Genomic DNA, 21702 nt, shown 5'->3' with positions numbered 1-21702 from the left:
ACGGCAGACTGGCCCCCATGACCGCATCGGACCTCCCGGATTTCAAGGCTGACCTTCACCGCTACCTCCAGTCCGCCCGCGATGCCTTGCTGTGGAAGCTCGAAGGGCTCTCGGAGTACGACGTCCGCCGACCGCTCACGCAGACCGGCACCAACCTGCTGGGTCTGGTGAAACACGCGGGCGGCGTGGAACTGGGTTACCTCGGCGACACCTTCGGGCGGCCCTCCGGCGAACCGCTGCCCTGGCTCGAGAACGGTGCCGAGCCCAACGCGGACATGTGGGCCACCGCCGACGAGTCGCGCGAGCGGATCGTGGAGCTCTACCACCGGGCATGGGCGCACGCGGACGCGACGATCGACGCGCTGCCGCTCGACACGATCGGCAGGGTGCCTTGGTGGCCCAGCGGCAGGGACGAGGTGACGTTGCATCATGCCGTGGTACGCGTGGTCGCCGATACGCACCGGCACGCCGGGCACGCCGACATCGTCCGGGAACTCATCGACGGGGCCGTGGGGATGAACGAGGGCGACGACAGCGTGGCGCCTGGCGATGCGGCCTGGTGGGAGAGCTATCGCGACCGCCTGGAGAGTGCCGCGAAGCAAGCTGACCGACGCGCGTAGCCGGTGCACTACGAGAATGTCGTAGCGGCCGTCGCCACTCAGCGGACCAGGGCCGCCACAGGACCGACCTCCCACGAGGATGGCGGCTGACACTGTCACTCGTCGTCTGGTGGCTGCTGTGCGGCCTGGTCATGTGGCTGGTGGGCCAGGTCGCCCACCAGCCCGCCTCCCTCACCGCCTGCGCCGCCTCCGCGGCGGCCCTGGTCGACACGGGCAGCTTCCGCCGTCGCCGCCCGTGCTTCTTCGTCCCGCCCGAGTCCGTTCAGGCACAGCGCGTACTTGCGCAGGCTGTGGGCGAGCGCGTGGTTGTAGGCGTCCGGCCGTGCGGCGGCGAGTCCGCGTCGGACGGTCACGGCCTCGGCGATGGCCGTGAGTGCCTCGTCGTGGCGGTCCAGTGCGGCCAGCCGGGTGGAGCGGTTGCTCAGGCAGGTGGCGAGGTGGGGTTCGTGGACGGCCGGGCGAGCGGTGGCGAGGCGACGACGGATCGTGACCGCCTCACCGATGGCCGTGAGCGCCTCTTCACGACGGTTCAACGCTCCGAGGCGGACGGCGAGGTTGTTGAGGCTGAGCGCCAGCGGGGGAAGGAAGGCGTCCGGCAGGGTGTCTGCGAGTCGGCGGCGTAGCGCCACGGCTTCCTCCACCGCGGTGAGGGCCTCTTCGTGCCGGCCCACTGCCGCTAGGCGTGCCGAGAGATTGTGTACGTTGTTGGCGAGGTCGGGCAGGTATGCCTCCGGCCGATCGGCAGCCAGTTCGCGGCGGATCGCGACCGCCTCGGCGATGGCGTCGAGGGCCTCTTGTCCGTGCTGCAACTTCCCCAGCCTGACGGAGAGGTTGTTGAGACTCTTCGCCAGGTTGTCGAGGTGGACTTCCGCGCGTTCGGCGGCCAGTTCGCGGCGGATCGCCACGGCCTCCTCGATCGTGGCCAGGGCTTCCTGCTGCTGTCCCAGCGCCGCCAGCCGCAGCGCCAGGCCGTTGACGCCTTCGGCGAGGTGGGCACGGTGAACTGAGGGCTGCTCCTGGCACAGTCGCCTCCAGATGGCCACCGCCTCCGTGCTGGCGGCCAGCCCCTCCTCGTACCGGCGCAGCACCCCGAGCCGGTAGGAGAAGCGGTCCAGTCCGTGAGCCAGATCGGGTAGTCGGGCAGGGTCGGCGGCGCGGTCGCGGTACAGCTGTACAAGGCGCTGGAGGAGGTGCGCGGCGAGGTCGGCGAGGTTGTGGCTGGTGCGCGGCAACTGGTCGGCCAGGTGTTCCAGGAGCGCGGTGGGGGTGGAGGGGTCGTCGGTGATGCGGTGGAGGCCGTCGATGAGCGGTCGCGGATCCTCCGTCCGGGTGGCGACCTCGATGGCCGGTGCGGCGAGGGGGCCTGGATGTTCGGCGCACAGCGTGGTGAGAGCGGTGCTGAGGTGATCGCTCAGGGAGGGCTGGGTGGCCGCACGGGCGTAGACGGTGAGCAGCCGGGTGGCCTGGCCGGTGGTGGCGCCGGGCAGGAGGCGGCCGGGCAGGTGCGGATGGCGGTGCAGATGACGGCCGAGGAAGCGTTCGGCGAGCCGGTCGGGTTGCAGGCCGTCCCACGGGCGGGCGTCACCGGGTGGGTACAGGGCGCGGATCCAGGTACGCACGGCACTGCGACGGTCCCGGGGCTGGTCGGACAGATCCGGTACCCGGGCCAGCAGCGCGTCAGCCTGGTCCCTGTCGTCGGCGCCGAGCAGGAAGGCGGCGGCCAGGGCGTCGGTGAGTGTGTCCATGGTGAGGTCGGGGTGCAGGTGGCGGGCAGTCGCGGTGGCCCGCCAGTACCGGTGTTCGTGCAGCAGCAGCCGGTCTTCGACGGTTTCGGGGCGTGGGACCTGCGGGCCGGTGACCGCACCGGTCCCGGTGGCCGCGTCGAGGAGGTCGGCCAGGACGGTCATGTGCAGGGTCAGGGCCGTGGCCAGGCCGACGTCCTCCAGCGTCGGTAAGGCGAGGTCCGCGGCCAGCGCGGGCCAGGGGTGGTGCTGCCATCCGCGCACCTGCCGTAGCACGGCGGCGAAACTGTCCGCGGCCTGCCGGTAGGCCCCGGCCCGGTCCCCGCTGTCGGGCTCCAGGGGGTCGAGAGCGCTCACCGGGGCGCCGTCGAGGAGCTGTTCGGCCACGGATGTACCGGTCTGAAGGTTCTCCCACCAGTCCTCGGCGGTACGCGCCAGCAAGAGCACCTTCATCGGCGCACCGCCGTCGTGACGGGCCAGGGCCCGCAGCAGGTCGGCGAGTTGGGCGAGGCGTGTCTCGGCGTAATCGACCACCACCAGTGCGGGGACAGCGGCCTCCGCCAGCACCGTCAGCTCCGCGGCCGGGGCGTCGGCGCGCAGCCAGAGGGTGGCCCATCGGTCAGTGGCCCGTTCGGCGGTGAGGTGATGGGCCAGGCGGGTCTTGCCCTGCCCGGCGGGGCCGTGCACGAGCCAGGCACCGAAGCCGGGTTCCGCGCACCAGGCGCGTAGCTGCCCCAGAAGGTCGGCGCGGCCCCGGAACGGGACTACGGCCCGCCGGGCCCGCAACAGCACCGCGGGTGAGGACAGCAGTCCCGGGGCGGGACGTGTGTCGACGGTGTCTGCCAGTTGCTGCCACTCCACCGGCTCCGGCGTACCGCCGTCGTCCGGGCCGGCGCCGTGCGCCGCCAGGGTGGACCGGAAGGCCGGATCGTGGTGCAGGACATAGGCGGGTACGACATCGAGGCCGGAGTGCGCGAGTCCGGCGAGGTCGGAGGCGACCACCCCGGTGAGCAGACCGTCGCAGAACACCGCCGCCCCCGACAGGCCGCCCCAGGGCGAGGTACCCGCACCGGTCGGTTCGGGCGCCGTCCCGTTCAGGCTGAGCACATGGCGGTTGCCTGCACGCCCGGTGAGGGGGTTGATGGTGCCGGTGGCGTGCCACAGTTCGGCTGGGCGGTCCGGGCGCTGGATCAGGTCCGGCCCTCCTGCGACGTCGCACGGCGTACCGGGCCGGTCGGTGACCAGCCGCCCCCAGCCGGGTCCGGCACCGTCCGGTGGAACCCACGCCGGGTCGTCCACGGACAGCAGGGCGGCATCGTCGCGGCCTCCCGGAGTGCCGCGCCAGACCACTCGTGCCTGCCACCGCGACTGCTCTCCGGGACGGAACAGGCGCACGGTGGCCGCCTCGGGCGGGACCACATGGGCGGAGGTCAGTACCAGCTCGGGCGCGATCACATACCCGGAGCCCGGGCCGTGCGGCCCTTCCACGGTCACCACCCGTCGGCGCTGCACCGGATCGCCCGCCTGTCAGTCGGGGAGGCGATCCGAGACGTCGCCTGGGCCCGCCTTCCGGTGCGGGCTCCCGTGCACGAGCAGGTCGCCGCCGCCAGGTTGTTTCGGCGTCAGCGTGAGCTTGACCCGGTGAGTGCGGCCTTGGCTCACTCCCGCCTCCCCGTCGGCGGTCACCACCCATGCCTTGAAGCCGGCCCTCACTTTGGCATCCCGCCGCAGCTCGACGGTGAACTCCAGCTCGATGGGGCCCACTTCGAACGACAGGCCCGATCCCGCACCCCGGGCCGCGGCATCCAGCAGTTCGTCACGCAGCACGGCCACCGCCTCGGCCAGCTCAAGGTCCTTGTTCCGCATGCCTCCACCGCCCCCCTACAGCTCCGCGCGTCTCCGGAACACCTTCCAGAACGGGTCATCACCGTAAACCAACCGCCGGCGAAGCATGAGCCCTTTGCCCGCTTTCAGTGCTCGAACCCCGCGTCCTCCTAGCAGTTGAGGGAGCGTCACTCAGCGACAGCGACAGCGACAGCGACAGCGGCAGCGGCAGCGGCAGTGACGACGGATCGTGGATCGTGTCGGCTGCCGTGGTGGCGACGTCGGCTCACAGCCATCCTCGGCGGGCCGCCTGCCAGGCGAGTTGCATGCGGGTGGAGGCGTCGGCGCGTTCCATCATGCTCTGGATGCGGCGCTGGACGGTCCGTCGGCTCAGTCCCATCTGGGAAGCGATGGCCTTGTCGGTCACTCCCGCGACCAGCAGGGACAGCAGCTTACGGTCGGCCGAGGCGAGTGAGTCGGGCGAGCCGGCCGCGTCGGTGCCCGAGATGGCGCCGGTGTCGTCGACCTCCAGGGGGACGGCGGTCTCCCAGTAGCGTTCGAACAGGGCGACCAGGGCGGCGAGCAGGTTGCTGTCCCGGACGAGCGCTGTGGTGGGCTCTTCGGGGCTGCCGTCAGGTCCGCCGGCGACCAAGGGGAAGATGGCGACGGAACGGTCGACGATGGCCAGGCGCAGCGGGAGTTGCGGTACGGCTCTGGCCATCTCGCCGGCGCGTACGCCGGTCACCACGTTGTCGACCGCGCCCTCGTCGTCGAAGAAGGCCTTCTCGTACAGCACCCGGTAGCGGACGCCCCGGGCGAGCGCTTCGTACTCCTCGGCGTTGCTGCCCGAGGGCATCGCGACGTACTGGGCCCGGCAGAACCACAGGACCTCCTCCCGGGCGCTGCTCTGGATCTGCCGAAGGTGCTGGCGCAGGGCCTCCGCGCCGGTGATCACCTCTACCAGCTGGCCCGCGTCGTGTCTGCGCATCGTGTCCCGGTGGGCCTCGATCAGCGCGGCGGCCTCGTGCCGGGCCAGGTCGAGGACGTCGGCGCTGTGCCTCAGCCGGGGCAGCAGCGCCACCTCCGGGGGCGTGGCCTGGTACACCGGGGGAGTTCTGGCGGTATGGCTGACCATCGCCTTGGCTGCCAGCGAATCGAGGATGTGCTGGGCCCGCGTCGGCGTCAGGCCGGAGCGCAGGGCGACGCCTGCGGCCGTGGACGGGCCGGACGTCACGAGCGACCGGTAGACGGACTCCTCCTCGGGGCTGACCCCGGCGACTTCCAGTGCCACGGATGCCCCTCCCTGAGCCCTGGCCCACAGCGGTTGGACATCGTATTACAAGGGAGGGAGGGGTGGGGACGCACGGGTGACCGTACGCCCCCGGTCGCGAAGGTGCCCTCGGTGATACGCGAGTGGGCGGGGCCGCCGGCTGCGGTCCCGCCCACCTGGTGTTTCATCGGTGACGTCAGCGCAGGCCGAAGGCCCGGGTGATCGTCTGGGACACGGTGTTGCCGGCCTCGTCGCGGGCCGTGACCCGCAGGGTGGCGAAGCGCGCCGACTTCGGGGCGTTCAGCGACGACCGCCATCCGTCACGGGTCAGGGTCAGACCGCCGGTGTGCCAGACCTTGCCGTCGTCGTAGGAGACCTCCAAGGTGGGCTTCTTGATGGCGGCGGTGGTTCCGGGCAGGTGGGATGCGCTCACCGTCAGCGTGGCGTGCCGGCCGGCCCGTCCGGCGGTGTCGGTGTCCACGCCGTAGTCGAGCTGGATCAGCGGCAGGGAGGCGGCCGCCTCGGCCCCGGTCGCCGCGGAGGTGAAGTCCCACTCGGTCAGGGTGTGGGTCGAGTACGGGGCGGCCCAGGTTCCCCGGTCGTTGTCGATCACCAGCCGGTAGGGAAGCGTCTCGGGCGCCAGCGCGGGGACCTGGAGCCATTCGGCGTTGCCCCAGTCGAGCTGCTGGTCGCCCTGGTAGAGCGCCATCCAGTCCTTGACGGCGAAGTTGGCTCCCGCCTCGCCCACGTGGCCGGCACCGGAGTCACCCCAGCCGGGCGCGGTGATGTACATCGCGTCCAGGTACCGCAGCGGCTGGTAGCCCATCGGGCCCATCCGGGGGCGTTGGATCGGCCCGAACCAGCTGACCTTGCCCGTGTGCCGGGCCGGGTAGCGCAGCACACCGATCGCGTGCTGCCCGGTCTCGCCCTGGATGAAGGCGTCGTCGAGCCAGGTGGCGCCGGAGGTGACCCAGTCGGTCCGCTCGCCCTGAGCGGGCGCGGTCAGCTGATTGCCGACGGCCCAGCCCCGCCAGACGTCGGGCCGGAACTCCATCGCCTTGCCCTGCCGGTAGTTGCGGAACGACACGTCCACCTTGCCCAGGTCCTTCGCCTGCTCCCGCCAGGTGGGGTCCGCCGGGACCGCGCCGGACCAGTGGTGCACCACGTCGTACAGGTAGTCGGTGGTGGGGTGGGAGGTGACCTCGAGCTTGACCGGTCCGTGGCGCAACGCGTCCGTCAGGTCGGCGCCCTGGTCGGCGTTGAGGGTCGCCACGGTCAGGGGCGCCGGGCTCTGCGGGCTCCAGGGCGTCTCGTCCCACGGTTGCAGGCGGCCGGTGCCCTCGTTGACGACCACGAGCAGCGACGCGCCCGCGGCCGCGGCGGCCTGTGCCTGTGCCGTGATGCCGGCCGGGTTGCTGCCGCGGACCACCACGGCCTTGCCCCGCACCGTCTGCCGGCCCAGCTCGTTCGCCGTGCCCGTGCCGGCGTCCACCGCCGTGAGCGTCCGCGTGCCGGCCGGCAGCGGCTCGGCCGCCCGCTTGACCAGCGGATCGACGTAGTCCGTCGACCTCGTGCCCATGGTCAGCGCCGGCTGCTCCATGCGGAAGCGTGCACCGAACTCGAACTCACCGGTGGTCACCTTCCGGCCCGTGGGCAGTGCCCAGATGCTGTCGTAGGCGGCGTTGGGCAGCATGGACGACTCGACCAGGCTGTCGGTGAACGACCGGTGGATGTCCAGGCGCGGTGCGACGGGCGTGGTCTGCTGGGGCACGCGGACCCGGATCTGGCGGGCCTTGCGGGCGTCCAGGGTGACGGTGCGGTCCTGGTCCAGCCGCACGTCGTTGAAGGGGAGCATCGCCATGCCCAGCGAGTGCGGGCCGTTGGCGCCCCGGACGTCGGCGGTGAGCCATCCGCTGTAGGTGCCGACCGGCAGCCGGGTCGTGCCCGTGCCGGACTCGTCGAGGTCCAGCACCGTGAACAGGTGCTCCGCGGTGAGGACGACCCGGCCCGCCAGCGGCTTGCCCGAGCGGTCCTTGGCGGTGACCGTCAGCTGCTGCCGCTGCCCCTCCCGGGCCGCGCCGACCAGGGTCCGGGCCCGCACCTCACCGGCGCTGTCCGTACCGGTGAGCTGCGCGCTGACCGACTGGTCGGGCGTGACCCGGTCCAGGTGCGCGGTCAGTTCCACCGAAGCGGTGCCCTGCGCGGGAACGGTGATCTGGTCCTGCGAGAGGGTGAGCATTCCCGCCGGCACGGTGCCGTCGATCGCCAGGTCGAGCTTGACCGGGGCGCCACCGGTATTCGTGTACGTCACGTGCCGCACGTCGGTCGCGTTCGGCGGCAACGGCCAGCTGTGGGAGCCGGAGTAGGCGCTGGAGGTGGCGAAGACGGAGGTGTGCACCGCCGCCAGCGCGTCGAGCCGGCCGGCGCCCGCCTGGTAGGGCGTGTACGACGGGGTCGCGTGGACGCTGCTGACCAGCGCCTCCTTGAGCCGGGAGCCACTCCAGTCGGGGTGCTCGGCGGCCAGCAGCGCGGCAGCTCCGGCGACGTGCGGGGTCGCCATCGACGTCCCGCTCATCGACGTGTAGTAGCCCGAACCCCGCTTGTAGTGCGAGCGCGCCGCCACGATGTCGACGCCGGGCGCGGTGAGTTCGGGCTTCAGCCCGCTGTCACCGTCACGCGGGCCCTGGCTGGAGAAGTCGGCCAGATGGTCCGCCGAGTCCACGGCTCCGACCGTCAGCGCGGCGTCCGCGGCACCGGGGCTGCTGATCGCGTGAGGGCCCCCGTTGCCCGCCGCGATGACGAACAGCGCGCCCGTCTCGCTGCTGAGCCGGTCGACCGTCTGGCTCATGGGGTCGGTGGCGTCACCGCCACCGCCCAGGCTCATGCTGATGACCTTCGCCTTCTGGTCGCGGGCGGCCCACTCCATACCCGCGATGATCCAGGACTCCTGGCCCCTGCCCTCGCTGTCCAGCACCTTGCCGACGGCCAGCCGGACACCGGGCGCGACACCCTGCTCCTTGCCGTCGGAGGCCTTGCCGGTGCCGGCGATGGTCGAGGCGACATGGGTGCCGTGACCGTTGTAGTCGGCGACGTCCTCCTCGTACGGGACGAAGCTGGCACTGGTGTCGACCTGCCCGGTCAGGTCCGGGTGCTCACCGTCCACGCCGCTGTCGAGCACCGCCACCTTCACACCCGTGCCGGTGTTCCCCTCCGCCCAGACCTGCTGCGCGCCGATCTGCGCGGTCGAGTCGGCCAGGTCGGACTTCACCTTGCCGTCGAGCCAGATCTTGGCGATGCCACCCGCGAAGGCGGGCTTCGCGGAGCGGGCCTTCGCATCGTCACCGCCGGTGAGCGCGGACCAGAACACGTCGGCCTGCTTGCGGTTCTCGGCGAGGGACGCGCCCTGGATGCTCTCCAGCCGGCGCACGACGGCCGATCCGGCCACCTTCGGCTGGACGCGGGACCTGGCGGCGGCGTCGGTGTAGCTCACGATCAGCGGCAGCCGGGAGGTGCGCGCGTCGTCGTAACCGTCGGCGATCAGCCGGGTCACGTTGAACAGCTGCTTGTCCAGCTTTCCGGCGCTCACATACGGCAGGACGGCGTCGGGATAGACGTACGTCGCCCCGTCGATCACGGCACGGTGGAAGCCCGCGGTGGCACCGCCCGCGGCTTCGAAGGACCGCACCTCGCTGCCGTCGGCGGCGGTGCCGATCGTGACCCGGTCACCGGTGATCAGGGTGACGGTGTGGCTGCCGCCGCTCCCGGGGGACGGCTGTGCGGTGTGGGAGGACACGGAAGCGAGTGGGTCCGTGGGTACAGCGGCGGTGGCCGGTATGACCCCGAGCGCCAGGGAGGCGACCACGCCGAGCGCGGTCAACCCTGGTCCTGCAACAGGCAATCTGAGCACGGACAACCCCTAGTCGGAAGGGAACGCGATTGGTCTGGATCATCGGGGCGTCCCTGTTCCCCAGCAAGGAATTCCACTGGCGCAGCTGCGCCATGGCACAACTGCGCTACGGCCCTCACCGGCTCATGACACGGCGGGAACTCGTCTGCCGGATCGGCCGATTCACCACCGGCGGCTGTCCGAGGAGTCTCGACCGCCGTTCCGACTACCCCTAGGAGAAGTCGACTTGGGGGGCGGTCGTCCGGCGGGGGCGACCGGTCGGCCTCGGCGCCAACGCCTCGTCCCCGACATCGCGGATGCCGGGGACGGAGCGTGCTCGGTCGGAGTGGCCCCGCTCATGCGCGGCCACGCTCACGGTCGGCCGTCGTGTGCCGGCCGCTGGTGCCGTACGGATGGTGTCGTACGTGTGGTGCCGTACGGATGGAGTCGCACAGCCCCGGTGGCACTCGGCGGCGGGGCGAGGCCGCCGGGTGTCCGTTCTCAGGAAGCGACGAAGCGGGCGATCTGACCCAGTACGACCGTGTCCGTCAGGTAACCGATGTGGGTCTGACAGGCCACGTTGTTGTTCGTCGCGCCGTCCAGTCGGGTACTGGTGTAGGGCAGGATGATGCCGTCGCACGCCGAGTACCAGGTGGCGTACCTGGTACTGCCCGGCGTCTCGTCGCCCGCGGAGATCTGGGCGATGAACGAGGAGCCCGGGTACATCTGCTGGCAGGTCGTGTAGATCAGGCAGGCGCCGGCGTACGTGGTTCCGTGGTTCGCGCCGGCGATCGAGGCGAGGTGGCTGACGCTGGTGTTGCCGCCCAGCACCTTCAGGTAGTACTGGCTGACGAGGCCGCCCATCGAGTGGTTGACGATCGCGACCTTGCTCGCGCCGGTCCGCGCCTTCACGTTGTTGACGAAGGTGGCCAGGCCCTGAGCGTTGGTGATGTTGTTGCCGTAGGAGTTGTACTCGTAGGCGAAGAGGTTCGAGCTCGACCAGCCGTTGGTCCGGAACACGCTCATGGCGGTGACCCAGTTGGACGCGTTGCCGGTGTAGCCGTGGACGAAGACGACCGGCGTGCTGGTCGCCAGCGGCTGAGCGGCCGCGTCGGCCGCCCGTACGGCGGAGGCGGTCGAGGCGGCCGTGGCCGAGGAGTCGGCCGCGCCGGCCGTCGACGCGGAGAAGAACAGGGTGGACGCGACCGTGGCGGCCGCGAGAACGCCGAGAAGCCGGCGCGGGGTACGACGACGCATGGAGCCCTCCTGACGAGGATGCGGGGATGCGGGTGCCTGACCCGACCAGAGTCGTGGGGCGCGGCACGGGCGCCATCGGCGAAATCACCAGTGCCCGTCGTGACGGCGGACGTTCCAGCATGCGGGGCGGTCGAGCGAGGCGACTGCCCCCGGGCCCCTGCCGTACGGGCGTATCCCAGGTGCGCACCATGATCGGCCGACCTAGCGTCGACGCCATGGCCGAGCCGAACGAGCAGGGCGGACCTGTCCAAGAGGCTGCCCGGAAGTCTCCGCGGCACAGGGAGTTCTGGGACGCCTTCAGGCAGTCCCATTTCCTGCCGGCGACGATTCTGGTGATCCTCGTCTCCGCGGCGGCCGGTGTTTTCGCCTGGTCCTACACGTACGCGTTCGCCAACCCCTCCCCGCACCGTGTTCCGATCGCCGTGGTGGGCTCGGCCAGGCCCGAGCACGGTGTCTTCCTGGCCGGGATGGACAAGGCGCTGGACGCCGCGTTGGTCCCCCACCGGTACTCCGGCTACCCGCAGGCCAGGAAGGCGATCCAGGAGCAGACGTCGTTCGCGATCGTCGACGTACGGCAGGCGCGCAGGGTGACCATGGACGTGTCGTCCGCTTCGGGCGCGTCCGTGGCCGAGCTCTTGGAGCAGGCGGCGCCGGCCGTCGGGAAGGCCGTCGGGGTGGACGTCGTGGTGCGGGACGTCAACCCGAACCAGAAGGGTGATCCAAGAGGCCTCGCGATCTTCTACATCACGCTGGCGGCCGTGGTGGTCGGCTTCGTCGGCGCCATCCAGCTCAACGTGCATGTGAGCTCGCTCGGCTCCGCCACGCGCATCGCTTTCATCGTCGCCTACTGCCTCCTGGGCACGTTCGCCATCGCGGCGGTCGTGGACTGGCTCCTCGGCGCGCTCGACCTGCCCTTCGTGCAGGTGTGGCTGACACTGGCCCTGGCCATGTACGTCGCGAGCACCCTGTTCCTCATGTTCATGGTCCTGATCGGACGATGGGCCATCCTTCCCACCTGGGCCATCATCGTCCTGATCGGAAACCCGGCTTCAGGCGGCGCGGTCTCCTGGCCGTTGCTCCCCTCGTTCCTGCGGATCATCGGCCCCTGGCTGCCGTCGGGGGCCGCGATCGGCGCGATTCACACCGAGGTCTACTTCCCGGGGCACCTGCACATCCTGCCGTTCCTGGTCCTCGCCGGATGGGCGCTGCTGTCGACCTGTGTCTTCTGCGTCGTGAGACACCGGCAACCCAGAGCGGAGCGGGGGTCCGCGGCGCACGAGGCATGACCCGTCCGACGACCGGCGGGCGGGTGTCCGCGGCGCACGAGGCATGCCCCGTCCGACGACCGGCGCCCGCTCAGGACCCCGCGACCGCCGCCGCACCGGTCGCTCACCGGTCCGGACCTCGGCGAAGGATCTGGGTACCGACGCTGCCCGACATCGCGATGCCGGCGGACGTGCTCTCCCGCGAGCAGCGACCGCGCGACGCCCCGCGGGTCTGCGGGGCGCCATCGCCGAGCGCCATGTCCGGTCCTGGACCGGCTGGTCGGTGACCTCCCGGACGTGAACCTCAGCTGGTCAAAGAGGCCACGTAGGGCGCCAGTTTGGACGGGTTGAGGATCCACAGGATGCGGTCGATCCCCTCCGGGGACACATCGACGGACAGCAGGGCCACGGCCTGGCCCGCGGAGGTGACGAGTACGGCCGGACGGCCGTTGGCCTCGACCCATCGGGTGTCCGCCTGGGGCCAGAACCGAGGTGCGAAGGCGGTCAGGTACTTCGACACATGGGAGCGCCCGATGACCGGGATCTTCGTCGCGCCGCGCATTCCTCCGCCGTCCGAGTAGCTGACGACATCCGCGGCGAGCACGTTCTCGAGCACCGCCAGATCGCCCGTCCGGGCAGCGGTGAGAAACACCTCCAGCAGACGCCGGTGTTCAGCCGGTTCGACCCGCTCCTTGCGTTCGGCGGCCAGGTGCCTGCGCGCACGGCTCACCAACTGGCGGGCGTTGGTCTCGCTCGTCTCCAGCATGTCGGCGATCTGCTTGTAGGGGTAGTCGAAGGCTTCCCTCAGGACATAGGCCGTGCGTTCCACCGGGTTCAGTTTCTCGAGGAGGAAGAGCACGGCCAGTTCGATCGCCTCCGCGCGTTCGGCGCCCACCTGTGGATCGGCCCTGGTGTCGACCGGTTCGGGAAGCCAGGGCCCCACGTAGGACTCCCGCCGCATCCTGGCGGACTGAGCGTGGTTGATGGCCAGACGGGCGGTGACCGTGGTCAGGAAGGCCGTCGGCTCGACGACGCGCGTGCGGTCGGTGTCCTGCCACCGCAGCCATGCCTCCTGAAGGATGTCCTCGGCCTCCACCGCGCTGCCGAGCACGCGGTACGCGATCCCGAAAAGCCGCGGCCGGGCCGCGAGGAAGTCCTTCGTCGCCTGGTCGAGGGAGTCAGTGTTGTCACCAGCGTGCATGGTCCGTGGTCCTGCCTTCCAGCCTCGGACATCCACGCTACAAGCCGTCGCGGTGGTGTCCACCGCTGAGGGCCGCCTGCGCGGCGGCCTCACCGGATCTTGCGTACGGCGGCGGCAGCTGGTGCGGCACTCACGGACCGCGGAGGGGCGGCGATGCCGCACACCGGTGCGGGAGCCGAAGCGCCCCCGACACGGTCGGTCAGGCGAGTTCGAGCCCTCCGTCGATCGTCAGTACCTGCCCGGTGACGTGCGGCCCCTGCGGGTCGGCGATGCGCACGATCCAGTCCGCGATGTCCCGGGGGTCGCCGAGCCGGCCGGTGGGGATGCGCGCGCGCTCGGAGGCGCGCAGCTCCCTGATGGCGTCCTCGGGAAGGCCCGCCGCGGCCAGCACGTCGGTCTCCGTGGGGCCTGGGGCGACGGCGTTGACACGGACACCCTCGGAGGCGAGTTCGAGTGCCCAGCTCCGTGTCAGTTGCTCCAGGGCGCTCTTGGTGGCTGCGTAGTGCGCCGCACCGGCCAGGGGCCGGTGGCCGTAGGTGCTGGACACGTTGACGATGGAGCCGGACGACTCGCGCAGATGCGGCAGGGCCGCGTGGGCGAGCAGGCTCGGCGCCGTCACGTTGAGTTCGAACAGATAGCTGATCACCGAGCGATCCGTCTCCGCCAGCGGCATGACGGCGGTGGTGCCTGCGTTGTTCACGAGCAGGTCGAGCCGCCCCCACCGCTCCACCGCGGTGCTGACGACGGTGTCGGCGGCGTGGTCCGCGCAGATGTCGAGCGGCAGTACCGCGATGTGGGGGTGCTCGCGGGCGGTCGCCTCCAGGGCGCCCTTTCGGCGGCCGACACCGAGAACGCGAGCCCCCGACTTCGCCAGGGCTATCGCCGTAGCTCGGCCGATGCCTGAACCCGCGCCGGTGACGATGGCGACACGGTCCGCGAAGGGCTGGGCTGTAGGGCTGGACATTTGATCACCTTGATCGATGTGCGAGGGTCGGAGATGTCGATGTCGGGCGCCGGGTGAGGTGGCTCGCTCAGCCGAACTGACCGGGCTGGTAGCTGCCGGCGGGCTGCTGGTTGATGACGTTGATGCGGTTGTAGGCGTTGATGACGGCGATGAGTGAGATGAGCGCGGCGAGCTGGTCCTCGTCGTAGTGCTTGGCGGCGTTCTGCCAGGCCTCGTCGCTCACGCCGCCGGCCGCGTCCGCGATGCGGGTGCCCTGCTCCGCCAGTTCCAGGGCGGCACGCTCCGCGTCGGTGAACATGGTGGCCTCTCGCCAGGTGGCGACGAGGTTGAGCCGCTGGGCGGTCTCACCGGCTTCTGCGGCGTCCTTGGTGTGCATGTCGGTGCAGAAACCGCAGCCGTTGATCTGGCTGGCGCGGATCTTCACCAACTCCTGGGTGGTGATCGGCAGGCCGGACTCCGACACCACCTTGCTCGCGGAGTTGATGTGCTTCAGCACCTTGCCGGCGAAGGCGTTGGCGAAGTAGTTGATGCGCGATTCCATGGTGAACTCCCTGGTGGGGTGTGGATACGCACTACTGACCGGACACCGAGACCGAATGTGACAGGGGCGTGGGTGTGACGGCGGACACTCCACAGACCGGGCGTGGCGAGGGCGGAGAGGTCCGAGGGTCGGGGCGTGAGGGCGGCGAGGCCCGACGTTCGGGGCGTTGAGAGTGGCGAGGGTCACTCGTACCGACTGTGCGTGGCATCGCTGGCCGTGCTGTCACAAAGCAGAGGCCTGTCGGGTCAATGGGGCAAAAGGGGCGAATCGCCTTAGAGCTCCTACGCTACCCACCCCCCGTGCCATCGAGGACGGCGATCCCATGACCATGACCATGACCAAGACCAGGACAAGCCCCTCCGTGATGACGCTCGGTAAGCAGCTGAGTGCGTCCGACGTGTCCGACACGGCCATCGCGCTGCTGGACCAGCACGGCACGGTGGTCGGATGGACGCGGGCCGCCGAGCAGCTCGTCCAGTACTCCGCGAGGGCCGCGGTGGGCCGGTTCGCCGCATTTCTCCTCCCGTCCTTCGGGGCGGCATCGACGACATCGGCATTCGTCGACCAGTGCCGCGCCCAGAACGGCTGGCCGGGCACGACGGGGGTGCGCCACCGGGACGGCCACATGCTCGACGTCAGCCTGCGCATGTCGATGCTGCGGGGGCGGGACGGAGAAGCGCGGTGGCTCCTTTCCTTGGTCGACACCGGGGCGCTGTCGGGGGAAGGGATGAACGGAGCCGTGTGGGGGCGGCTGCTCTCCCGCGCGCCGATCGGCGTCGTCATCCGTGACCAGCAGCTGCGGTGCGTCTTCACCAACGACGCCATGGAGAGGCACGACGGCATCTCCCCCGACCGGCGGCTGGGGCGCCGGTTCACCGACGTGCTGCCCGGCGACAACGCCGCAGTGCTCGAGGCGATGATGCGGCAGGTGTTCCAGAGCGGTGCCCCCCTGGTCCACGAGTACCGGAAGTGGCTGCCGGAGAGCCTGGGCCGCAATCGCCCGGCCGCGGTGTCGTGCCACTGCCTCCTGGGCGCCGACGGCCGGCCGCTGGGAGTGTGCGTCATCAGCGTGGATGGCGCCGAGAGCCGGCAGACACGTGAACGCCTCGCCGTCCTCAGCCAGGCCAGTGCACGCCTGGGCAGCACCCTGGATGTGATGCAGGCAGGCCAGGAGCTGGCCGACCTCGCCGTGCCCCTGCTCGCCGACTACGTCGCCGTCGACCTGGAGGAGTCCGTCCCGTTCGGTGAGGGCCCTCCGGTCCGCATCGGCCCGCTGGGGGACCGTTTTCCCGTGTTCCGGCGGGCCGGTCTCGCGTCGATCCGCCAAGGGGTCCCGGAGTCCCCATGGGTACGCGGTGAGCCGGTCCAAGTGCCTGACATCGAGCCCGCCGTCGATGTCCTGCGCACCGGCAGGTCCCACCTGGAGCCGGTCCTGGACGCCGCCCCGGGGACGTGGCTCGAACGGAGTCCGGCACTGGCGGAGAGGGTCCGTCGGCACGGCGTGCACTCACTGATGGTGGTACCCATCCGTACCCGGCGCGCCCTGCTGGGCATGGTGTTCTTCATGCGGACCGAGGACCCGGTGCCGTTCCAGGACGTCGACCTGTTGCTGGCCGAGGAACTCGTCGGACGTGCCGCGCTGTCGCTGGACAACGCCCGTCGGTACGCCCGTGAGCACACCGCCGCCCTCGCGCTCCAGCGCAATCTGCTGCCCCACCGCCTGGCGGGCGGTACGGCGGTCGAGGCGGCCTCACGCTACCTGCCGGCCGATGTGGACCACGGCGTCGGCGGCGACTGGTTCGACGTGATCCCGTTGTCCGGCGCCCGGGTGGCCCTCGTCGTCGGCGATGTGGTCGGACACGGCGTGCACGCCGCCGCGATCATGGGCCGGCTCCGCGCTGCCGTCGGCACGCTCGCCGATATGGACCTGCCCCCCGATGAACTGCTGGCCTGCCTCGACGACACCGTCCACCGGCTGGCCGAAGAAGACGTCGACTCCCCGTCCCAGGCCCCCGCCTCCGCGGGCGCGACCTGCCTGTACGCCGTCTACGACCCGGCCACCCGCCGGTGCACCATGGCCCGCGCGGGGCATCCTCCGCCCGCGATCGTCGACCCGCACGGCCAGGTGACGTTCGTGGACCTTCCCGCCGGAAATCCGCTGGGCACCGGGATGGGAGACCCCTTCGAGGCAGTGGAGCTGGAACTGCCCGAGGGAAGCCTGCTGGCCCTCTACACCGACGGTCTGATCGAGACCCCCGACCATGACATCGAGGAGGGAATGCGCCGCCTGGGCACCGCACTCGCGCAGCCCGGCCGGTCCCTGGACGACCTCTGCGACATCGCGACGGAGACCCGCCCGGGCCAGGAGGTGTCCGACGACGCCACGCTGCTCCTCGTGCGGCCCCGTTCGCTCGGCCCGGCCAGGGTCGCCTCGTGGACGCTCCCCGGCGACGAGAGTGCCGCCCGCCGCGCCCGTAACCTGGCAGCTCTCCAGCTGGCCGAATGGGGCCTGGAAGGTCTCGAGGACTCCACCCGGCTGATCGTCAGCGAACTGGTCACCAACGCGGTCCGCCACAGCGACGGCCCGATCGGTCTGCGGTTGCTCAGGCACCAAGTCCTGACCTGCGAAGTGTTCGACACCGGCGTCTGCTCCCCGCGTCTGCGTCGCGCACGCACCACGGACGAGCACGGCCGCGGCCTCTTCCTGGTCGCGCAGATGTCCCGCAGGTGGGGTGCCCGATCGGTGGCGGGCGGCAAAGTCGTCTGGGTCGAAATGGACCCACCGGCGGGGGCGACCGACGCTCTCGACACCAGCCCGCGGGTCGCTTTGCAGGGAACGCCCACCTCAGTACGGAGTGCCTAAGGGCTGTCCCGTAATCCCCGGCGGGCGCACGACGACAGCTACGGCACCTCGCCGCGTTGTCGGATCGCCCGCATACGCCCAGTATGCGGACGACCCTCCGCCTTGCGATGCACCGCATCTGACGCCGCGCGCTGATCCACCAGGGATTACGGGACAGCCCTTAGTGCCGCGACAGGCAACGGCCTGCACGCCAAGGCGCCCCACCGATCCCGCGGTCACCCGCTCGACCCGCGCACGTTCACACGAGGCAGCAACGATCGGGTTCGCGAACCACTTGATCCGCTCGGCCGGGGGCCCACCTCGGTCGAAGCGCCCGAGAACTCACCCACCGGGCCCTGGGTTCGGGACCGGACTTCCTCAACAGGCCCCCTCCTGCGTGACATTCGCAGAGGGGGCCTGAGCGTGCCGGGGGAGGAGCGCGCCAGCGCGTTCCGGGTCGGTCGGTCGCCCCCCTGTCCGCGCTCCGTGACGGCGCCCGGCCTTCCGGCGGACCGCGATCCGAGGACGCGGCCGCTGCCGCGGCCGGGCGCAGTGATCACGGGTCGAGCGGACGTGCGCCTCGGAGGCTTCGCCTGGTACGCGGTTGTGGAGTGTCGCGCGGTGCGATCGGTCCGGGACGTACGGCGCCGGCATGGTCGGCGACGGGGTCTGCACGCGCGCTTCGCGGTGTGGGGGTTCGCCGAATCGAAGCAGCGGCCCGGGCTGGAGTGGGTGGGACCGTCGCAGCGGTCCGGGCGGTGTCGACCCGGGACGGGTCTGCCGCCTCAGGGGTGGCGAGTGTGTACAAATGGTGCATCAGGGAAGTCGTTGGATGTATGTCACTACTCGTTGAGGAGCGTGCGCCTCATGTCTACGGGAACGCTTCTGGCCATCATCATCCCGATCGTGGTGGTGATAGCCCTGGCCATCGTGGCGGTCGCACTGCTGATGCGTCGCCGCCACCTCCGTGAACGCTTCGGACCCGAATACGAGCGGACGGTCGAGGGGTCCGGCAGCCGGATCGCCGCCGACCGCGAGCTCAGGGAGCGCGAGAAGCGCCATGACTCGCTGGAGATCAAGCCGCTGCCCGCTGGATCGAAAGACCGCTACACGCAGGAGTGGGGCAGTGTGCAGGAGGAGTTCGTCGACCGGCCGGTGGACGCTGTGCATGACGCGGACCAGCTGGTGACCTCGCTCATGCATGAGCGGGGATATCCGACCGAGGGGTTCGAGCAGCAGATGAAGGACCTGTCGGTGGAGCACGGCCGCACGCTGGAGCACTACCGTGCCGCGCACGACGTGGAATCCATCAGTACGAGCAGCCAGGCGACGACGGAGCAGCTGCGGGGTGCCATGGTGCACTACCGCGCTCTGTTCGAGGAGTTGCTCTCCGACGGCGGCCGCGCACAGCCCGCCCGGTCCTGACATTGATATCGATCCGCATGGAGGGACGACGCCATGCACAGCCATGAGGACAAGAATCGCTCGAGGACTGCCCTGACCACCGAGGACCTGGTCCGGCCGACCGGTACCGAAGAGATGCCGGGCGAGGCGAAGAAGGCTTCCACACGGCCCCCGGTCTTCCCGGGAGAGGCAGCCAGGTCGGCCGAGAAGGAGCGGCGGGGCGGTTCTCCCGCCACGGGTGCGCCCGAGGGTGAGGCCGCAACCTCTGCCCCGGGTACATCGGACGCCACGGCCGGGTCGGACGCCCCCGGTACCTCGGACATGACCGGAGCGCGGGACGCCACGGGTACATCGGATGCCCCTGGCTCGGAGCGTCAACGGGGCGCGGGAAGTGAGTCGGGGACCGCGGAGGACGAGGCTCCCCAACTGCTGACGGACGACGAGGGACGAGCGTTTCGTGATCGTTGGCAAGAGATCCAGAGCAAGTTCGTGGACGACCCACGCGATGCTGTGCACGACGCGGATGCTCTGGTGGCGGAAGTCATGCAGACCCTCGCGGCCACATTCTCGCAACACAAGAAGGACCTCGAAGGCCAGTGGGGCGAGGGTGAGCAGGTGAGTACTGAGGAGCTGCGCGGGGCCCTTCGTCGCTACCGGTCGTTCTTCAGGAGGCTGCTCACCACGTGAGGCTCCTCCGGCGCCGGTTCCGGCAGGGTGCGCCGCCCTCCGCTGTGAATCGACTGTGAACCGATCGCGCTCCCTGAAAGAGAGGGAAGGGGTCTTTTGCCCGACTCGTCCAGGGGTGGTCGTCCAGGGACGGCACTCGTCTGATCGTCACGGTGCGTGGTCTGCGTCGTGGCGATCAGTGCGTGACACCGTCGTGGCGATCAGTGCGTGACACCGGCAGCCGCACGTGAACTGTGCGAGGCCGGATCCCGGGTCGTCCGGCCTCCTCCCCCCGCCCTGGGTCGTACGGCTCCCGTCGGCCATCGCGCATGAGATCGCGGGTGATGCCGAAGAAGCGCATGCCCTCCACGCCGAACAGATCAGCGGCCGAAAAATCTTGGACGGCGATGTCGAGAACCCGCGCGTGGCTTCGTCCCCGGGGTGAACGCGACCAGAATGGGGTCGCACCAGCACCGAGGAGAACCACGATGGCCAAGTACTTGCTGCTCAAGCACTACCGGGGCGCACCGGCCGCGGTCAACGACGTGCCCATGGACCAGTGGACGCCGGAGGAGATCTCCGCGCACGTGCAGTACATGCACGAGTTCGCGGCCCGGCTCGAGAAGACCGGTGAGTTCGTCGATGGTCAGGCGCTTGCCCCCGAGGGCACGTTCGTCCGGTACGACGGGGAGGGGCGCCCGCCGGTCACCGACGGCCCGTTCGCCGAGACCAAGGACCTCATCGCCGGCTGGATGGTGATCGACGTCGACAGCTACGAGCGCGCCGTCGAGCTGGCCGGGGAACTGTCGGCCGCCCCTGGGAAGGGTGGGGAGCCGATCCACGAGTGGCTCGAACTGCGCCCGTTCCTGACCGAGCCGCCCACCATCACGGAGTGACCTCAACGATGAACGGGGCCCTGCTCCGGAGTCTCACACCGAGCGTGCTCGGGATCCTCGTCCGCCGCGGAGCCGACTTCGCGGCGGCCGAGGACGCCGTGCAGGACGCGCTGGTCGAGGCGGTTCGCGTGTGGCCGGCCGACCCGCCGCGGGACGCGAAGGGCTGGCTGATCGCCGTGGCGTGGCGCCGGTTCCTCGACGCTACCCGGGCGGACGCCGCCCGTCGTCGGCGTGAGGACCGCGCCGACGAGGAGCCGGCGCCCGGGCCCGCGCCCGCCGTGGACGACACGCTCCAGCTCTATTTCCTGTGCGCCCACCCGTCCCTGACGCCGTCGTCCGCGGTCGCGCTCACCCTGCGCGCCGTGGGCGGGCTGACCACCCGCCAGATCGCGCGGGCCTACCTGGTGCCCGAGGCGACCATGGCCCAGCGCATCAGCCGTGCCAAGCGCACGGTCTCCGGCGTGCGGTTCGACCAGCCCGGCGACGTCGCCACCGTGCTGCGCGTCCTCTACCTGGTCTTCAACGAGGGCTACTCCGGCGACGTCGACCTCGCCGCCGAGGCCATCCGGCTCACCCGGCAGCTCGCGGCCGCCATCGAGCACCCCGAAGTGGCGGGGCTGCTCGCCCTCATGCTGCTCCATCATGCCCGGCGTGCCAGCCGGACCGCGGCCGACGGCAGCCTGGTGCCGCTCGCCGAGCAGGACCGTGGCCGGTGGGACACCGAGTCGATCGCGGAAGGCGTCCGGATCCTCCAGGCGGCCCTCGCCCGGGACCGGTTGGGCGAGTTCCAGGCCCAGGCCGCCATCGCGGCGCTCCACGCCGACGCGCCCAGCGCCCAGGAGACCGACTGGGTGCAGATCGTCGAGTGGTACGACGAGCTCGCGCGCCTGACCGACAGCCCGATCGTCCGGCTCAACCGCGCGGTGGCCGTCGGCGAGGCCGACGGACCGCGCGCCGGCCTCGCGGCCCTCGCGGCGCTGAACGACTCACTACCCCGCCACACCGCAGTGGCGGCGTACCTCCACGAGCGCGACGGCGACCTGGCGACGGCGGCACGGCTGTACGTCGAGGCGGCCCTGCGGGCACCCAACCTCGCCGAGCGCGATTACCTCACACGGCAGGCCGCCCGTCTCAACGCCCGCCGGAGCGGCTGACGGGTCGCGCTCTGTACGTCCGCACCAGTGCCTGATGGCGGTCTGACCGAGCGAGGGGTTCCCCCGGGCGCGGCGGCTCGCGTGCGGACGGGCGTACAGCGGCAGAGGGAATCGAGGCGGCCTGTCTGGACCAAGGCGGCTCAGGTCCCGCTGAGCGTCATTCGCGTACG

16 protein-coding genes are annotated in these 21702 nt (G+C 70.9%); 8 read left to right on the top strand and 8 right to left on the bottom strand.

Translation table 11 applies throughout. From position 1 onward, the window contains the following. The first annotated feature begins 17 nt into the window (after positions 1-17). Complete coding sequence (locus ACFV0T_RS24745; protein WP_385783011.1) at positions 18-620, top strand: DinB family protein; 603 nt, start codon at positions 18-20, stop codon at positions 618-620. 95 nt (positions 621-715) lie between these two features. Here the strand turns inward: ACFV0T_RS24745 and ACFV0T_RS24740 are convergent, their stop codons facing one another. The 4 genes from ACFV0T_RS24740 to ACFV0T_RS24725 all read right to left on the bottom strand — a co-directional run bounded on the left by ACFV0T_RS24740 (position 716) and on the right by ACFV0T_RS24725 (position 9249). Next, positions 716-3874, bottom strand: coding sequence for a tetratricopeptide repeat protein (locus ACFV0T_RS24740; RefSeq protein ID WP_385783008.1), 3159 nt, complete (start codon positions 3872-3874; stop codon positions 716-718). A 15-nt stretch (positions 3875-3889) separates the two neighbouring features. Beyond that, positions 3890-4228 carry a trypco2 family protein gene (locus ACFV0T_RS24735; protein WP_385783005.1) on the bottom strand — a complete coding sequence of 113 codons (339 nt, stop codon included), beginning with the start codon at positions 4226-4228 and terminating at the stop codon, positions 3890-3892. A gap of 244 nt (positions 4229-4472) precedes the next feature. Continuing rightward, the gene (locus tag ACFV0T_RS24730) at positions 4473-5477 is read right to left on the bottom strand and encodes a helix-turn-helix domain-containing protein (protein ID WP_385783002.1); all 1005 of its coding nucleotides are present in this window, start codon (positions 5475-5477) and stop codon (positions 4473-4475) included. A 175-nt stretch (positions 5478-5652) separates the two neighbouring features. Next, entirely contained in the window at positions 5653-9249 is a 3597-nt protein-coding gene (locus ACFV0T_RS24725) for a S8 family serine peptidase (protein ID WP_385783000.1), read from the bottom strand. A 143-nt stretch (positions 9250-9392) separates the two neighbouring features. Here ACFV0T_RS24725 and ACFV0T_RS24720 point away from each other — a divergent pair, with 143 nt between their 5' ends. Further along, complete coding sequence (locus ACFV0T_RS24720) at positions 9393-9578, top strand: hypothetical protein (protein ID WP_385782998.1); 186 nt, start codon at positions 9393-9395, stop codon at positions 9576-9578. A 265-nt stretch (positions 9579-9843) separates the two neighbouring features. On the opposite strand, the gene ACFV0T_RS24715 is transcribed toward ACFV0T_RS24720, so the two are convergent. Then, a complete protein-coding gene (locus tag ACFV0T_RS24715) occupies positions 9844-10599 on the bottom strand; it encodes an esterase/lipase family protein (protein ID WP_385782995.1) in 756 nt (251 codons plus the stop codon). A gap of 215 nt (positions 10600-10814) precedes the next feature. Here ACFV0T_RS24715 and ACFV0T_RS24710 point away from each other — a divergent pair, with 215 nt between their 5' ends. Then, the gene (locus ACFV0T_RS24710; RefSeq protein WP_385783060.1) at positions 10815-11885 is read left to right on the top strand and encodes an ABC transporter permease; all 1071 of its coding nucleotides are present in this window, start codon (positions 10815-10817) and stop codon (positions 11883-11885) included. 283 nt (positions 11886-12168) lie between these two features. On the opposite strand, the gene ACFV0T_RS24705 is transcribed toward ACFV0T_RS24710, so the two are convergent. The 3 genes from ACFV0T_RS24705 to ACFV0T_RS24695 all read right to left on the bottom strand — a co-directional run bounded on the left by ACFV0T_RS24705 (position 12169) and on the right by ACFV0T_RS24695 (position 14570). Next, positions 12169-13065 (bottom strand): RNA polymerase sigma-70 factor, encoded by an 897-nt coding sequence (locus ACFV0T_RS24705; RefSeq protein ID WP_385782992.1) that lies wholly within the window; start codon positions 13063-13065, stop codon positions 12169-12171. Positions 13066-13264: 199 nt separating this feature from the next. Further along, complete coding sequence (locus tag ACFV0T_RS24700; RefSeq protein ID WP_385782989.1) at positions 13265-14029, bottom strand: SDR family NAD(P)-dependent oxidoreductase; 765 nt, start codon at positions 14027-14029, stop codon at positions 13265-13267. A gap of 67 nt (positions 14030-14096) precedes the next feature. Continuing rightward, on the bottom strand, positions 14097-14570 hold the full coding sequence (locus ACFV0T_RS24695; protein WP_385782987.1) for a carboxymuconolactone decarboxylase family protein: 474 nt from the start codon (positions 14568-14570) through the stop codon (positions 14097-14099). Between the two features lie 322 nt (positions 14571-14892). Here ACFV0T_RS24695 and ACFV0T_RS24690 point away from each other — a divergent pair, with 322 nt between their 5' ends. The 5 genes from ACFV0T_RS24690 (at position 14893) to ACFV0T_RS24670 (ending at position 21532) form a co-directional block, all read left to right on the top strand. Then, positions 14893-17433: a SpoIIE family protein phosphatase gene (locus tag ACFV0T_RS24690; RefSeq protein WP_385782984.1), complete on the top strand. Its 2541-nt coding sequence runs from the start codon at positions 14893-14895 to the stop codon at positions 17431-17433. An 846-nt stretch (positions 17434-18279) separates the two neighbouring features. Then, the gene (locus ACFV0T_RS24685) at positions 18280-18837 is read left to right on the top strand and encodes a hypothetical protein (RefSeq protein ID WP_385782981.1); all 558 of its coding nucleotides are present in this window, start codon (positions 18280-18282) and stop codon (positions 18835-18837) included. 33 nt (positions 18838-18870) lie between these two features. Beyond that, complete coding sequence (locus ACFV0T_RS24680; RefSeq protein ID WP_385782978.1) at positions 18871-19503, top strand: hypothetical protein; 633 nt, start codon at positions 18871-18873, stop codon at positions 19501-19503. A gap of 467 nt (positions 19504-19970) precedes the next feature. Next, positions 19971-20378, top strand: coding sequence for a YciI family protein (locus tag ACFV0T_RS24675; protein ID WP_385782975.1), 408 nt, complete (start codon positions 19971-19973; stop codon positions 20376-20378). 8 nt (positions 20379-20386) lie between these two features. Beyond that, entirely contained in the window at positions 20387-21532 is a 1146-nt protein-coding gene (locus tag ACFV0T_RS24670; RefSeq protein WP_385783057.1) for an RNA polymerase sigma factor, read from the top strand. Positions 21533-21702: the final 170 nt, after the last annotated feature.

It is taken from the genome of Streptomyces sp. NPDC059582 (assembly GCF_042735715.1).
In the GTDB taxonomy this organism is placed as follows: Bacteria; Actinomycetota; Actinomycetes; order Streptomycetales; family Streptomycetaceae; genus Streptomyces.
This window is presented reverse-complemented; position numbering and strand designations above follow the sequence as displayed.